This window comes from Capnocytophaga periodontitidis, from assembly GCF_016126015.1.
Lineage (GTDB): Bacteria > Bacteroidota > Bacteroidia > Flavobacteriales > Flavobacteriaceae > Capnocytophaga > Capnocytophaga periodontitidis.
The window spans coordinates 173808-188597 of the sequence record NZ_JAEFDB010000002.1 but is presented as its reverse complement, the minus strand read 5'-3'; the positions used below and the strand labels follow the sequence as shown (position 1 = coordinate 188597).

Annotated in this window: 15 protein-coding genes; 6 read left to right on the top strand and 9 right to left on the bottom strand. The window is 38.9% G+C overall.

Annotated features, from left to right (window positions below; all coding sequences use genetic code 11):
- Nucleotides 1–20: 20 nt before the first annotated feature.
- On the bottom strand, nt 21–533 hold the full coding sequence (locus I7X29_RS05130; RefSeq protein WP_198473120.1) for a zeta toxin family protein: 513 nt from the start codon (nt 531–533) through the stop codon (nt 21–23).
- Between the two features lie 142 nt (nt 534–675).
- Entirely contained in the window at nt 676–1104 is a 429-nt protein-coding gene (locus tag I7X29_RS05125; protein WP_198473118.1) for a hypothetical protein, read from the bottom strand.
- A gap of 270 nt (nt 1105–1374) precedes the next feature.
- On the opposite strand from I7X29_RS05125, the gene I7X29_RS05120 reads away from it, so the two are divergent.
- Genes I7X29_RS05120 through obgE form a run of 4 tightly spaced genes read left to right on the top strand, consistent with a single transcriptional unit; the run spans nt 1375 to nt 4067 of the window.
- On the top strand, nt 1375–1635 hold the full coding sequence (locus I7X29_RS05120) for an addiction module protein (RefSeq protein WP_198473116.1): 261 nt from the start codon (nt 1375–1377) through the stop codon (nt 1633–1635).
- On the top strand, nt 1595–1906 hold the full coding sequence (locus I7X29_RS05115) for a type II toxin-antitoxin system RelE/ParE family toxin (protein WP_126371448.1): 312 nt from the start codon (nt 1595–1597) through the stop codon (nt 1904–1906). Before I7X29_RS05120 ends, I7X29_RS05115 begins: the two co-directional genes overlap by 41 nt.
- A gap of 31 nt (nt 1907–1937) precedes the next feature.
- Nucleotides 1938–3062: an adenylate kinase gene (locus tag I7X29_RS05110; protein ID WP_088592984.1), complete on the top strand. Its 1125-nt coding sequence runs from the start codon at nt 1938–1940 to the stop codon at nt 3060–3062.
- A 6-nt stretch (nt 3063–3068) separates the two neighbouring features.
- Nucleotides 3069–4067: a GTPase ObgE gene (gene obgE, locus I7X29_RS05105; protein ID WP_198473114.1), complete on the top strand. Its 999-nt coding sequence runs from the start codon at nt 3069–3071 to the stop codon at nt 4065–4067.
- Nucleotides 4068–4239: 172 nt separating this feature from the next.
- Here the strand turns inward: obgE and I7X29_RS05100 are convergent, their stop codons facing one another.
- From I7X29_RS05100 to I7X29_RS05080, 5 genes are all read right to left on the bottom strand, one after another.
- A complete protein-coding gene (locus I7X29_RS05100; RefSeq protein WP_198473112.1) occupies nt 4240–4791 on the bottom strand; it encodes a coiled-coil domain-containing protein in 552 nt (183 codons plus the stop codon).
- A 91-nt stretch (nt 4792–4882) separates the two neighbouring features.
- The gene (locus I7X29_RS05095; protein WP_198465709.1) at nt 4883–6769 is read right to left on the bottom strand and encodes an amidophosphoribosyltransferase; all 1887 of its coding nucleotides are present in this window, start codon (nt 6767–6769) and stop codon (nt 4883–4885) included.
- A gap of 2 nt (nt 6770–6771) precedes the next feature.
- Nucleotides 6772–7716, bottom strand: coding sequence for a mevalonate kinase family protein (locus tag I7X29_RS05090; RefSeq protein ID WP_198465710.1), 945 nt, complete (start codon nt 7714–7716; stop codon nt 6772–6774).
- Nucleotides 7717–7837: 121 nt separating this feature from the next.
- Nucleotides 7838–8128 carry a type II toxin-antitoxin system RelE/ParE family toxin gene (locus I7X29_RS05085; protein ID WP_198465711.1) on the bottom strand — a complete coding sequence of 97 codons (291 nt, stop codon included), beginning with the start codon at nt 8126–8128 and terminating at the stop codon, nt 7838–7840.
- Entirely contained in the window at nt 8109–8363 is a 255-nt protein-coding gene (locus tag I7X29_RS05080; protein ID WP_198465712.1) for a hypothetical protein, read from the bottom strand. Before I7X29_RS05080 ends, I7X29_RS05085 begins: the two co-directional genes overlap by 20 nt.
- Nucleotides 8364–8504: 141 nt before the next feature.
- On the opposite strand from I7X29_RS05080, the gene I7X29_RS05075 reads away from it, so the two are divergent.
- Nucleotides 8505–9293: a S24 family peptidase gene (locus tag I7X29_RS05075; RefSeq protein ID WP_198465713.1), complete on the top strand. Its 789-nt coding sequence runs from the start codon at nt 8505–8507 to the stop codon at nt 9291–9293.
- Nucleotides 9294–9377: 84 nt separating this feature from the next.
- On the opposite strand, the gene I7X29_RS05070 is transcribed toward I7X29_RS05075, so the two are convergent.
- Nucleotides 9378–11510: a family 65 glycosyl hydrolase domain-containing protein gene (locus tag I7X29_RS05070; protein ID WP_198465714.1), complete on the bottom strand. Its 2133-nt coding sequence runs from the start codon at nt 11508–11510 to the stop codon at nt 9378–9380.
- A gap of 156 nt (nt 11511–11666) precedes the next feature.
- Complete coding sequence (locus tag I7X29_RS05065; protein WP_198465715.1) at nt 11667–12656, bottom strand: IS30 family transposase; 990 nt, start codon at nt 12654–12656, stop codon at nt 11667–11669.
- A 166-nt stretch (nt 12657–12822) separates the two neighbouring features.
- Here I7X29_RS05065 and tet(Q) point away from each other — a divergent pair, with 166 nt between their 5' ends.
- Nucleotides 12823–14748 carry a tetracycline resistance ribosomal protection protein Tet(Q) gene (tet(Q), locus tag I7X29_RS05060; protein WP_004371707.1) on the top strand — a complete coding sequence of 642 codons (1926 nt, stop codon included), beginning with the start codon at nt 12823–12825 and terminating at the stop codon, nt 14746–14748.
- Nucleotides 14749–14790 lie beyond the last annotated feature (42 nt).

Sequence of the window (14790 nt, the reverse complement as noted above, 5' to 3'; positions counted from 1 at the left end):
AACAAAAATTTCATAGTTCATCATAGCTCAATATTTACCTTATATTTATCATCAATCAGTATAAAATTAGTATTGTGTTTCTTTGCAAGGGCTAAAAACTGTGCATTATCATCTAAAACACTTTCCATTGTACACCAATCATCTTCTAAACGGTTTTCTATGACTTTTGCATATTTCTTTATATCATCAAAGTGGGTTTTAATATAGTTTTCACTCATTACAAGACAATAACATTTAATATCCTCGAGATATTTTTTTGTAAAATCTTTCTCCCAGTCAAAAGGAATATATGCTCCTTCAATGATAAGATTTTGTTTGTTTTCTATGGCTGTTTTAATCATTTCACGAATAATAGGCCACATATAATCTGTAAGTGCTTTATCATTTTCTAAGGTAAGTTTAGTATAACCACTGCGAATTAATCCCATTTTCAAGTGATCTATTGATAGATATGGGTATTTATATTTTTCCAATAGCTTTTGAGCTAAAAAAGTCTTACCTGTGTGTGAAGCTCCAGTAATTATAACAATCATTTTTAATAGTCAAAAAAGAAATAGTTTGTGAATTTATCAAACGGAAATTGAGATCTTATAATATTAAATAATTCATACAAATTTTCATTATAATGTTTTATTTCCCCTACCAAGTGATCAAAGTTTTTTATTCCTCGTTGTGCTACAACTTATTGCCATTATAGGACGTTAGCCAGATATCAGTATGAAAATTTTGGTTTTTATCAACTTCAACATAATTAACTTCTCCCGTATTTGCATTGACCCAAATGCCTGTACAATTAAAAATACCGATTTTATGAATATATGTTACGGTTGAAAATATATAATAATCATCATAAACATAGTATAATGGGTATCCTTTTGTCGATTTAAGTTTTATCTTATCTTGATTTTTGGCAGCATAACCTAAGTGTATTTGGTAAGCATCTTCTAACTTTATATTTTTCGTAGCTTCCCACGCTTGAAATTCTTGCGAATACTGATTGTAAGGTATCGCTTTATTTTTATCTATTTGCGTTGTAAGGCTCTTGTAGTTTTTGCAACCCAACAAAAGCAATGCTAATACTAAATATTTGATATGATTCTTCATTATGATGTTATTTCATTTTCTTTATAAAAAAAGATATAGGTGATAACTGAGATTATAGCGACAAAATTAGTAAAAATATATTTAACAGTATGAGAGATGTATGATAATTCTTTATTAAAGAAAATTGACAAAAGCTAACAGACACCTATTTTATTGCTGATAAGATTTATCGGTGAAATTGCTGTCCCTACAATTATTAGGCACAATTATTGTGCATTTATTAAAAATGATTACCTTTGCACTTTCTTTCAATAATTTAAATAGTTTGTTATGGACTCAACCGTACAATACATAAAAGATTTTCAAGGGAATGATATATTAGCTGTCCTTCCTATTGAAGAGTATCGATTCCTGCGCGAAAGAGCTATTGAGGATGAGGAAGAAGAAATTCCTGAAGCACACAAACACATTTTAGATGAACGTATTGAAAAATACAAAAACCACCCTGAAGACTTTATAACGTATGAAGAACTAAAAAGAAGTATAAGAGATGAACTTGGAATACAATCTAATTTTCCTTTCAGAGGCTGAATTAGAACTTAAATGGATTATTATAAGATACAATGTACATTCTGAAGGATTAGGCAATAAAGTTTTTGATGAAGTGCAAAAAAACTTAGACTACCTTAAGTCTATGCCTTTTATACGTCCTGAAAAATACAAAAATAGTAGAGTACTATACACTAAAAGATATAAAATAGCAATACATTATGTTATTTTTGAAGAAACAAAAACTGTATTAGTCTATGCTTTTTTACACCAAAAAGAAGATTCTACAAAAATACTTAATAGGATCATCTAATCTCCTAACAACTAAACATAACACCTAAACGATGGAACTGATTAAAATACACGATAAAACCTTTGAGCCCTACGTCTCAGCCGAGCAGCTCAACCAAATTGCCGAACGTATGGCAAGCGAGGTCTATCAAGACCTACAAGAGTCGTGTCCCGTATTCATTGCCGTGCTCAACGGCTCTTTTATGTTTGCCGCCGATTTTGTAAGACACTACAAAGGCGAATGTGAAATATCTTTCGTGAAAATGGCGTCTTATGAGGGCACCCAGTCCACTGGCAAAATACACCAACTCATCGGGCTTTCTACCCCTGTGGAAGGTCGCGATGTAGTAATTTTGGAGGATATTATCGACACTGGTAATACCTTAGAAGAAATTTACCGACTGTTTGAAAACCAAAAGGTAAAATCTTTCCGCATCGCTACCCTTTTCTTCAAACCCGATGCCTATAAAAAAGACCTCAAAATAGACTATGTTGGCAAACCTATCCCTAACCGCTTTATCGTAGGATACGGCTTAGATTTCGACGAGATAGGGCGCAACCTACCCCAAGTATATCAATTAAACACTTCATTAACGATGACAAATTTAGTACTTTTCGGCAAACCAGGGGCTGGCAAAGGCACCCAAGCCGCATTCTTGAAAGACAAATACAACTTAGTACACATCTCTACCGGAGATATTTTCCGCTATAATATTAAAAACCAAACAAAACTCGGCAAACTCGCCCAATCGTATATGGATAAAGGCGACCTCGTACCCGATGAAGTAACCATACAAATGCTACAAGAGGAAGTTGAAAAGAACCCTAATGCCGAAGGTTTTATTTTCGACGGATTCCCTCGTACCATCGCACAAGCCGAAGCGCTCGACGCTTTCTTAACTTCTAAAGGAATGCGCATTCACGGCACCCTCGCCTTAGAAGCTGATGACGAGGTGCTCATCAAACGATTGTTGGAACGCGGTAAAGTGAGCGGTCGCACCGATGACCAAGACGAAGAAAAAATTCGCAACCGCTTCACCGAATACAACGAAAAAACTGCCCCTCTTATCGCTTTCTATCAAGCACAAGGCAAATACCACCCTATCAATGGTATTGGTACTATCGAAGAAATTACCACCCGCCTCTCCGACACTATCGATAAACTCAAAGCTGAATAATCTACAATGACCGAAGGCAATTTCACCGACTACGTAAAGATATACGCCGCCTCTGGCAAAGGAGGCGCCGGCTCTATGCACCTACACCGCGAAAAATTCGTACCCAAAGGAGGTCCTGATGGAGGCGATGGCGGTCGCGGAGGGCATATCATCTTGCGTGGCAATAAACACCTTTGGACACTCATACACTTCAAGTTCCAACAGCACTTCCGCGCCGAACACGGTGAAGCCGGAGGAGCCAACCGTAGTTTTGGTGCCGACGGTAAAGATATCACTTTAGAAGTTCCCTTAGGAACCATTGTTAAAGATGCTGAAACCGAAGAAGTACTCTTTGAGATTACTGAAGACGGACAAGAAATTATCGCACTCCACGGAGGCAAAGGTGGGTTAGGCAACTGGCATTTCCGCACAGCTACTAACCAAACTCCACGCTATGCTCAACCAGGTCTCCCTGGCGAAGAACGCGAGTTGCTTTTAGAGTTAAAAGTATTAGCCGATGTAGGTTTTGTAGGATTCCCCAATGCGGGTAAATCTACACTGTTATCGGTAATTACTTCTGCTAAGCCAAAAATAGGCGATTATCCATTCACAACCCTCAAACCCAACTTGGGTATTGTGCAAAACCGCGATTACCAATCGTTTGTAGTAGCCGATATCCCTGGGATTATAGAGGGTGCTGCCGAGGGCAAAGGTTTAGGGCATTACTTCTTGCGACATATAGAGCGCAACTCGGTATTGTTATTCCTCATTCCTGCCGATAGCCCCGATATAGTAGCCGAATACCATATCCTACTCAACGAACTCAAAGAATACAACCCTGAACTATTAGATAAAGACCGCCTTATAACCATTTCAAAAGCAGATATGCTCGACGACGAGCTCACTGAAGCCATTCGTCAAGAAGTAGCCGCAGGATTGGGCGATACGCCTTTCTTGTTCATCTCATCAGTATCAGGTAAAGGCATCCAGCAACTCAAAGACAAGCTCTGGGAAATGATACAATAATTATTTTGTACCTTTACCATTAAATAAAAAAGTTTTTTTGGAAACACTTGTATTAGCAGAACGAGAAAAGGAAGCTCTGTTATGGTCATAGAATGGTCTGAACAAAGTAAAATAAAAACCTCCCCTTGCGACAAAAATTGCAAGGGGAGGTTTTTTATATGAAATAAGCTTTTTATCTATTGAAGTATAACGTTAAAATAAGAATTACCAATGAAGTAAAGAAACCTATAAGCCATTGAATAAAGATACGATTCATTTTTGAAAAGCCTTCTTTAAGTTCATTTTGCAAGTCAGTTCTTAATATTGTCATATCATTGCGTATTTCAGCAATATCTTGTTTAAGTTCTGAACGGACATTAGCTATTTCAGTACGTACTTCTGCTATATCTTGTTTGAGTTCTGAATGGACATTAGCTATTTCGGCACGTAATTCAGCTATATCTTGTTTGAGTTCTGAACGCACATTAGCTATTTCGGCACGTAATTCAGCTATATCTTGTTTGAGTTCTGAATGGACATTCTTAACCTCTGTTCTTACATTGGCTATATCCATTCTTATTTCAGCTACTTCTTGATGAAATTCTGTTTTACTTACTAAATTATCAAAATTCTCATTCAAGCGTTCATTAGTGAATTTAGTAATATAATTAGCTAAAGCTGTAGCTCCTTCTTTTCCTATTTTTTCACTTACGGTATCGTATAATTGTATGAGTTCTGTAGTCATAATTAAAGTTGTTTTATTGTTTTACTCCGCAAAAGTAGGTATTTTTTTCTGAAATTACAAAAAATAATTGAAAAGAGGACTGATTTCAGGGTCAGTAAGCGCGTTCTTTATTGCCTTCGTAGAAATTGATAAAGGCGCGATTTACAACGCGATTACCGCCATCGGTAGGATAATCACCGGTGAAATACCAATCACCGAGGTTCTCGGGGCAGGCTTTATGCAAACTGTCTACCGTTTGGAATATCACTTCCACTTCTGAGGTAAAGTCCTTTGGCAAGAGCAAATCTCTTATTTTATCCGAAATTTCTTCATCGGTGAAAGGGGCATACACTTCTTTTACGTAATTCACTACTTTGTCATCACTTAGCGCTACTTGGGTAAGACACTTTTCATATACTTCTTTTATAATGTGATACGTACCGCGTTCTTTATGCAAAGCTAAAGCCGCTTGAAAGGCTACCAAATCTTCTAAACGCGCCATATCAATACCATAACAATCGGGATAGCGGATTTGAGGAGCTGAAGACACTATTATTATCTTCTTAGGCTCTAAACGCCCTAATATACTAAGAATACTCTTCTTGAGGGTTGTTCCGCGCACGATACTATCGTCTATAATCACCAAATTATCACCTTTTTGTACTGAGCCATAGGTAATATCGTATACGTGTGCCACAAGGTCATCGCGGCTGCTATCTTCGGTGATGAAAGTGCGCAGTTTCACATCTTTGATAGCCACCTTTTCGGTGCGTACTTTTTGAGAGAGAATTGCAGGAATTTCGGATTTTTCGGCTACTGCCAACTGTGTAGCTTTCTGCTGATTGAGGTACTGTTCTGCTTCTTCTATAAGTCCTAAGTAAGAGGTTTCGGCAGTGTTAGGGATATAGGCAAAAACTGTATCTTTTAGATTGTGGTTTATCGCTTGAGCGACACGAGAGAAGAGCAATTTGCCCAACATTTTGCGTTCGCGGTAGATATCGCGGTCGCTACCACGAGAAAAGTAGATACGTTCAAACGAACAGGCCTTGCGTACTGTAGGGGTGAGAATTTCCTTGATAGCTGTCTCTCCGCTTTTTTTAATGATAATTGCATTACCAGGGGGGAGTTCGCGTATATTTTCGTATTTTACATTGAAAACGGTTTGTATAGCAGGGCGTTCGGAGGCTACCACCACTACTTCTTCATCCTGATAGTAGAAAGCAGGGCGTATACCTGCAGGGTCGCGAAGCACAAAAGCATCGCCGTTGCCTATCATTCCTTCCATTGCATAACCACCATCCCAATATTTGGCAGCGCGTTTGAGGATGCGCTCTATATTCAGTCGTTCGGCGATGAAAGGAGAGGCTTCTTGTTTGGTATAACCTTCTTCTTTGAGTTTGCGATAGAGTTCTTCAACTTCGTCATCTAAAAAATGGCCTATACCCTCCATTACAATCACAGTATCGGTTTTGTCTTTAGGGTGTTGCCCGAGGCGTACGAGGTTTTGGAAGAGCTCGTTTACGTTGGTCATATTGAAGTTGCCCGCCATAATGAGATTGCGGTACATCCAATTGTTTTCGCGCAGGAAGGGGTGTACATTCTCAATGCTATTTTTACCAAAAGTGCCATAGCGCACGTGTCCCATAATCACTTCGCCTATGTAAGGAAGTTCTCGTTTTTGCAGGGTTACATCGTCTTTCAGTTCGGGGTTGTTTTTAAACCCCTCGTTGATACGCTGGTTGATGCGTGTGAAGATGTCTTGCACGGGTTGCGCCTCGTTGGAGCGTATTCTACTGATGTAGCGTTCGCCAGGTTGCATATCTAATTTGATACTTGCAAGCCCTGCTCCATCTTGTCCGCGGTTGTGTTGTTTTTCGAGCATCAGGTACATTTTGTTGATGCCATAGAAGGCTGTACCATATTTTTCTTTATAAAAATCAAGAGGTTTGAGCAGGCGGATTAGGGCAATCCCGCACTCGTGTTTGATTGTGTCGCTCATTATTAAAATTGATATACTACTTCTAATTTATGGTTGCCGAGAGCGCGTTTGGCTTTCTCTAAGTCTTCAGTAAATCCTAAGATATAACCTCCTCCCCCTGAGCCGCAGAGTTTTAGGAAATAATCACCCGTATCGATACCTTGTTTCCAAAGGGTGTGAAACTCTTTAGGAATCATCGGTTTGAAGTGATTGAGCACAATACCCGATAAGCTTTTGATATTGGCAAAAAGCGATTTAAAGCGCCCTTTGAGGAAATCGTCGATACAAGCATCGGTATATTTGATAAATTCCTCTTTGAGCATTTTTTGGAAGGCTTCATTCTTCATATTCTCCATAAAGATGCGCACCATTGGGGCAGTTTCGCCTATCACACCACTATCGAGCAAAAAAACAGCACCTTTGCCATTAGGAGTTTGGGAGGGAATGCCGGTAGGCTCGATATGGTCGTGTGAATTGATGAGTATGGGCAAACTGAGATAACTATTGAGGGGGTCTAAGCCAGAGGAAGTGCCGTGGAAGAAGGATTCCATACGTCCGAAAATCGTTTTGAGTTGCAGTAGTTTTTCGCGGGTGAGATTGTCCATCGCACTGATGGGGTCGATAGCGTATTCGCTGTAAATGGCAGCTACCAAAGCCCCGCTACTCCCTACCCCATAGCCTTGCGGAATACTGCTATCAAAGTACATACCGGCAGCGATATCGGCATTGAGTTTTTCTATATTAAAGCGGACGATAGGATTCTCTTCTTCGGTAATCGTTTGCAGATAAGAAGCAAATTCGCGAAGTGCTTCATTTGATTTTTTGGCAGTAGCTTCTTTACCATCCTGTACATCGGATAGCATTTTTAGAGTCCCTTTATAGAAGTTATAAGGGATAGCGAGTCCTTTAGAATTTTTAATAATACCATACTCACCAAAGAGGAGTATTTTAGAATAAAAAGGTTTCATTTTTCAGTGAAAAGTGAATAGTGAAAAGTTGTTATAGTATTTAAAGAGAGTGCAAAGATATATATTTTTAGGATATGCTGGTTGTTTTTGAGGGAGAAAAGTTTTTTGTAATATTAGGTTTTTACAAAGGTTTTTGAGAACAGCTACGGAAAAACTTAACTAGCACTATATTTTCTTCCTCTATAATATCATAATAAAGTGAAAACTTTCCCTTTAGAAAATGTCGCTGATACAATTTCACACTTTCTATAAATTTAGTCAAAAAATAAGGATTTTCTGCTATAGCCAACTCTACTTGTTTTAACTCAGTTATAATTTTATTGGAATAAGCATTGCTATATTTGTGTTTATCCCAAAAATCAAGAGTATTTTCTAAGTGTTTAATAGCCTCTTCAGTCCATCGTATTTCCATATTTAGTTCTTAATCTTTGGTGTAGTTCGACACTGCTAATAGTTTTTCCTTCTTTAGCTTGTTGATGAGAGATTTCTATACTTTTCAATTCTTCTTCTGAAAAATGTACCTCTTCTTCAGTTTCTGAATACAAAGTAGCAAGATGCATTAAATCATTATATTCACTAATAGGTAGCACCACTGACAATGGTACTCCTTGATAATCTGTTAAAAACTGATGTTGTAATGTGTTCATTTAATTTTTTATTTTAGGCTAGACAACCGCAAAGGTACAAATAATTTGCTAATTTCCAAATTTGCTAATTTGCTAATTTCCTCTTATCTTTGCCGTGATTTTAGAGAATTTCTTTAAAGTTGTTTATCTTTCTCACTGATTATGAATGTAAAAGACCGTATCAAAAAATTTATAGACCACGAGGGGCTCTCTATTTCGGCTTTTGAAAAGACAATAGAGGTTTCTAATGGCTATGTGAATAGTATTTCTAAAAATATAGGGATTGACAAGCTGAATGTGATTGTAGAAAAATATCCTCAGCTGAGTTTGGAATGGCTGATTACGGGCAAAGGTGAGATGCTCAAACCTGCTTTACCTTTGGCTAAAACTAATAAATTGTTGATGCCTAAAGTAGTAGTGGTTGACGATGCCGATAACGAGCGTATTCCGTTAGTGCCTATACGCGCACAAGCGGGTTATCTCACTGGTTACGACGATGTTACCTTTATCGAATCACTACCTACTTACAGCTTGCCAAATATGACCAATGGCACTTATCGTATGTTTCAGGTGAAAGGACTCTCAATGTACCCTACCCTGCAGGACAGCAGTTATGTAGTAGGACGCTTTGTAGATGATTGGCTCGCACTGAGCAGCAATAGGGTGTGCGTGGTAGTAACACAAAACGATGGGATTATCGTAAAACGCATTACTAATACTCTTGAAAAATACGGAACACTCTATTGTAAATCCGACAATCGGGATTTTCCACATCTATCGGTAGCGGCAGAGGATATCAAAGAGATTTGGGAATGCAAGATGCATCTTTCGTTTGAGTTTCTGGACCCTGTTACTAACTACCAGAAAATAGCCTCGTTAGAAGCTGATGTAGCACATCTCAAAGAAGAAGTACAACAACTGCGGATTATTGATATTCAAGGTGACAGGTAACAGACAAAGCCTGCGAGTTAGTGTAGCTGGGTATGTGAGTAACAATTTGTGTGGGCGTTTGCAAAACGCCCCTACATAAAATGATTACAATTTTATCTCTTTAATCTCTCCTTGGAAAATAACTTTAAAAGAAAGGCTTTTCCAGTGTTTGGGCAGGCGGGGGGTAAAGTGTAGTTTTCCGTTCTTTACACGCATACCGGCAAATCCTTCGACGATGCTGAGCCAAGTACCTGCCATTGAGGTGATGTGTAATCCCTCGTGAACTTCTTTATTGTAGTCGTCTAAATCGAGGCGGGCGGTGCGGAGATAGAGTGTATAAGCCTCATCGGTTTTACCTAAGGCAGAAGCTAATACACTGTGTACACAAGGTGATAAAGAGGACTCGTGTACCGTGAAAGGTTCGTAAAACTCGTAGTGCCTTTGGAGTTCTTCTTTTGTAAAATGGTCTTCAAAGAAATAGAAACCTTGTAGCGTATCGGCTTGCTTGATGTAAGGTGAACGGAGGATTCTATCCCACGACCAATGTTGGTTGAGCGGGCGCTCCCCAGCAGGAATAGCACTCACAGGTTTGAGGTCTTTATCCAAAAATCCGTCTTGTTGCAAATATACTCCATACTTTTCGCTATAAGGGAAATAGATATTTTGGGCTATATGTAGCCATTGTTGTGTTTCTTCTTTTGTAATACCTTCTTTTTGCAATGTTATTACCTGCTCAGCAGCATAGCGCAGACACCAAGAGGCGAGGTAATTTGTATAAAAATTGTTGTTTATATTGTTTTCGTACTCATTAGGGCCTGTAACGCCTAAGATTACATATTTTTGTTTTTCTTCAGAAAAAGAGACTCTCTGTGCCCAAAAACGCGCAATAGCAATAAGCACTTCTATTCCATAGTCTTTGAGGTAGGACTCATCACCGGTATAGCGGGTATAGTTATAGATAGCAAAAGCAATCGCCCCGTTGCGGTGGATTTCTTCAAAGGTGATTTCCCACTCGTTATGGCACTCTTCACCGTTCATCGTTACCATAGGATAGAGCGCTGCTCCGCCCGTAAAACCGAGTTTTTCGGCATTTTCAATCGCTTTATCCAGCTGATTGTAGCGGTACATCAGTAGGTTGCGGGCTACTTCAGCGCCTTTGGTTGCCATATAAAAAGGCAAACAATAGGCTTCGGTATCCCAATAGGTGCTACCGCCATACTTTTCACCCGTAAAGCCCTTAGGTCCTATATTGAGGTGCGCGTATTTGCCAGAATAGGTTTGGTTGAGTTGGAAGATATTAAAGCGGATGCCTTGTTGGGCTTTTTCATCGCCTTCAATCACAATATCAGAGGTTTTCCAGATGTGAGCCCAATCTTCTCGTTGATTTTCTAAAAGGCTGTCAAAAAGAGCAATAGACTTTGACAAAGTTTTAGACTTTGTCAAAGTTGAGTAATCATTACTTCTACTATATCCTCCGTATTTTTCAATGCGGAAAGTCTGATTTTTCTTAGCTGTTAGCTCATATTGCAACCCTATATAATTCTCTTTTTTATTTTCTTTAGGAGAAATATTTAGTGTTTTATTATCTATAAAAAGTTGATTTTGCATAAAAGTATGCACTTTAAACCCTGTTTTTTTAGTTTCGGCAAGTATCGTTGCAAAGTTATCTTCTGAAGAAATTTCCAAAGTATTCCAAAAACGCTCATCCCAATTGGCATCACTGTTTTTGATACCGCTATCTAAGTAGCTTTCTATTTCTATAGTAGCATCGGTAGTGAGGGGGGTGATTTCGTAGCGCAGAGCACCGAGTTCATCGTAGCGCAAGGAGAGGAAACGCAAGACTTTTACTTGTATTTCTTGCTGATTGGGGAGCATAGCAGTGAATGAACGCTCATACCAACCTTCTTTCATATTGAGTTGGCGGCGGAAGTTTTTCACTTCGAGGCAAGTGTTCAAATCTAATAATTCCCCGTTGATTTTGATGTGTAACCCTATCCAACTCGGGGCGTTGAGCACTTTGGCAAAGTACTCGGGATAGCCGTTTTTCCACCAGCCTACTCGGGTTTTATCGGGGTAATAGACACCACCGATATAACTGCCTTGCAGGGTGTCGCCCGTGTAATCTTCTTCAAAGTTGGCTCGCATTCCCATAGCCCCATTGCCGAGGCTGAAAATACTTTCGTGTTTGGTAATATCGGCTTTATTAAAGCCCTCGATGATGATGTTCCAAGTATTCATTTTTTATTTAGGTTTCAGGGGTTAGGGAATAGGGTTTTTGGAGAATTTTTCTCGTTTTTGGAGAATTGAAATTACTTTCCAAAAATTATTATATATTGATAATCAGTGTTTTTTATATTTTAGCAAAAAGTTTTTGGAGAATTTGCCGAATTCAAGTTACAAATGCAACTTTTCAGTTAGACATTGATTTGATTTTGCAAAGTTATTAGAAAAGAATTCTAATGGTGTTAGGTAACCGAGTCTTTTTCTCGGTCTGTTATTTAGTTTGTTCTGTATCATTTTGACATCTTCCTCTGTTAGATCCTCAAATGAACTGCCTTTGGGTATAAACTGCCTTATAAGACCGTTCAGGTTCTCATTTGATCCTCGTTCCCAACTATGATATGGACGGGCAAAATATACATCTATTTTAAGGGAAGAAGCAATTTGCTGGTGATCTGAGAACTCTTTCCCATTGTCAGCCGTTGCTGTATGTAACAAGTCTTTAATAGGGCCAAGTATATCCACCATAGCTTTGGTAAGCGGTTTGGCTTCTTTCCCTTCAAGTAATGCCAACCAGCATATTCCAGTTGCCCTATCGTTTATCGTAAGCAAGGCTCCTTTATGGTTCTTTCCAATCATGGTATCAATTTCTAAATCCCCAAAACGGCTTCTTTGCTCCACTATAGCTGGGCGATTTTCTATGCCTACTCTATTACTGATGATGCCTCTATTGTCCCTGGAAGCACCACGTTTTCGATACCGCCTACCTTTGTGTCGTAGGTGAGTATGTAGGTCTCCGCCACGCTTCTTATCCTCCCATATATGCTGATAGATACGCTCATGGCTAATACATTCCAATCCTTCCAATTCGCATCTTCCAGCGATCTGTTCTGGACTGAAGTCCTCTCTGAGTAATTCTTCAACACGTTCACGTACAGCTTGAGTAAAGCGGATTTTTTTCGTTTTTTTTTGCATTCGCTTCTCGTATTTTCGCTGTGCCAAATCAACATTGTATTGCCCGCTTCGCTTGTCACAATTACGTTTAAGCTCACGGCTAACAACGGATTTGTCTTTACCTATGGCAGAGGCTATAAAATTAATTTTGCAACCTTGTTGCTTCATCACAAAAATTGTGTACCTTTGCTCTTTGGTTAAATGACCCATTCTTTTGAACTTTTGGACGGAGGCAAAGATAGTCATTTTCCCCTGCTCAGACAAAGGGAGGATCTATTTTTTTCCTCTCTTTTGTTTGAGTAAAGTTTTATTTACTTCCTACCTCCGAAAAAAGTTGCATTTATTAGTTGAATTTAGGTATTATTGCTTAATCCAAATGAATATTATAAATTTAGGAATTCTTGCTCACATTGATGCAGGAAAAACTTCCGTAACCGAGAATCTGCTGTTTGCCAGTGGAGCAACGGAAAAGTGCGGCCGTGTGGATAATGGTGACACCATAACAGACTCTATGGATATAGAGAAACGTAGAGGAATTACTGTTCGGGCTTCTACGACATCTATTATCAGGAATGGTGTGAAATGCAATATCATTGACACTCCGGGACACATGGATTTTATTGCGGAAGTGGAGCGGACATTCAAAATGCTTGATGGAGCAGTCCTCATCTTATCCGCAAAGGAAGGCATACAAGCGCAAACAAAGTTGCTGTTCAATACTTTACAAAAACTGCAAATCCCGACAATTATATTTATCAATAAAATTGACCGTGACGGTGTGAATTTAGAGCGTTTGTATCTGGATATAAAAACAAATCTGTCTCAAGATGTCCTGTTTATGCAAACTATTGTCGATGGATTGGTTTATCCGATTTGCTCCCAAACATATATAAAGGAAGAATACAAAGAATTTGTATGCAACCATGACGACAATATATTAGAACGATATTTGGCGGATAGCGAAATTTCACCGGCTGATTATTGGAATACGATAATCGATCTTGTGGCAAAAGCCAAAGTCTATCCGGTACTACATGGATCAGCAATGTTCAATATCGGTATCAATGAGTTGTTGGACGCCATCTCTTCTTTTATACTTCCTCCAGAATCAGTCTCAAACAGACTTTCAGCTTATCTCTATAAGATAGAGCATGACCCCAAAGGACATAAAAGAAGTTTTCTAAAAATAATTGACGGAAGTCTGAGACTTCGAGACATTGTAAGAATCAACGATTCGGAAAAATTCATCAAGATTAAAAATCTAAAGACTATTTATCAGGGCAGAGAGATAAATGTTGATGAAGTGGGGGCCAATGATATCGCGATTGTAGAAGATATGGAAGATTTTCGAATCGGAGATTATTTAGGTGCTAAACCTTGTTTGATTCAAGGGTTATCTCGTCAGCATCCCGCTCTCAAATCCTCCGTCCGGCCAGACAGGCCCGAAGAGAGAAGCAAGGTGATATCCGCTCTGAATACATTGTGGATTGAAGACCCGTCTTTGTCCTTTTCCATAAACTCATATAGTGATGAATTGGAAATCTCGTTATATGGTTTGACACAAAAGGAAATCATACAGACATTGCTGGAAGAACGATTTTCCGTCAAGGTCCATTTTGATGAGATCAAGACTATCTACAAAGAACGACCTATAAAAAAGGTGAATAAGATTATTCAGATCGAAGTGCCGCCCAACCCTTATTGGGCCACAATAGGGCTGACTATTGAACCCTTACCGTTAGGGACAGGGTTGCAAATCGAAAGTGACATCTCCTATGGTTATCTGAACCATTCTTTTCAAAATGCCGTTTTTGAAGGGATTCGTATGTCTTGCCAATCTGGTTTACATGGATGGGAAGTGACTGATCTGAAAGTAACTTTTACTCAAGCCGAGTATTATAGCCCGGTAAGTACACCTGCTGATTTCAGACAGCTGACCCCTTATGTCTTCAGGCTGGCCTTGCAACAGTCAGGTGTGGACATCCTCGAACCGATGCTCTATTTTGAGTTGCAGATACCCCAATCGGCAAGTTCCAAAGCTATTACAGATTTGCAAAAAATGATGTCTGAGATTGAAGACATCAGTTGCAATAATGAGTGGTGTCATATTAAAGGGAAAGTTCCATTAAATACAAGTAAAGACTACGCCTCAGAAGTAAGTTCATACACTAAGGGCTTAGGCGTTTTTATGGTTAAGCCATGCGGGTATCAAATAACAAAAGGCGATTATTCTGATAATATCCGTATGAACGAAAAAGATAAACTTTTATTCATGTTTCAAAAATCAATGTCATCAAAATAATGGAGCGGTCAGGAAATTTCTATAAGGCAATACGGTTGGGAT

Coding starts and splice junctions, on each gene's coding strand:
- I7X29_RS05130 (WP_198473120.1), bottom strand. CDS start 533: ATGATTGTTATAATTACTGGAGCTTCACACACAGGTAAGACTTTTTTA.
- I7X29_RS05125 (WP_198473118.1), bottom strand. CDS start 1,104: ATGAAGAATCATATCAAATATTTAGTATTAGCATTGCTTTTGTTGGGT.
- I7X29_RS05120 (WP_198473116.1), top strand. CDS start 1,375: ATGGACTCAACCGTACAATACATAAAAGATTTTCAAGGGAATGATATA.
- I7X29_RS05115 (WP_126371448.1), top strand. CDS start 1,595: ATGAACTTGGAATACAATCTAATTTTCCTTTCAGAGGCTGAATTAGAA.
- I7X29_RS05110 (WP_088592984.1), top strand. CDS start 1,938: ATGGAACTGATTAAAATACACGATAAAACCTTTGAGCCCTACGTCTCA.
- obgE (WP_198473114.1), top strand. CDS start 3,069: ATGACCGAAGGCAATTTCACCGACTACGTAAAGATATACGCCGCCTCT.
- I7X29_RS05100 (WP_198473112.1), bottom strand. CDS start 4,791: ATGACTACAGAACTCATACAATTATACGATACCGTAAGTGAAAAAATA.
- I7X29_RS05095 (WP_198465709.1), bottom strand. CDS start 6,769: ATGAGCGACACAATCAAACACGAGTGCGGGATTGCCCTAATCCGCCTG.
- I7X29_RS05090 (WP_198465710.1), bottom strand. CDS start 7,716: ATGAAACCTTTTTATTCTAAAATACTCCTCTTTGGTGAGTATGGTATT.
- I7X29_RS05085 (WP_198465711.1), bottom strand. CDS start 8,128: ATGGAAATACGATGGACTGAAGAGGCTATTAAACACTTAGAAAATACT.
- I7X29_RS05080 (WP_198465712.1), bottom strand. CDS start 8,363: ATGAACACATTACAACATCAGTTTTTAACAGATTATCAAGGAGTACCA.
- I7X29_RS05075 (WP_198465713.1), top strand. CDS start 8,505: ATGAATGTAAAAGACCGTATCAAAAAATTTATAGACCACGAGGGGCTC.
- I7X29_RS05070 (WP_198465714.1), bottom strand. CDS start 11,510: ATGAATACTTGGAACATCATCATCGAGGGCTTTAATAAAGCCGATATT.
- I7X29_RS05065 (WP_198465715.1), bottom strand. CDS start 12,656: ATGGGTCATTTAACCAAAGAGCAAAGGTACACAATTTTTGTGATGAAG.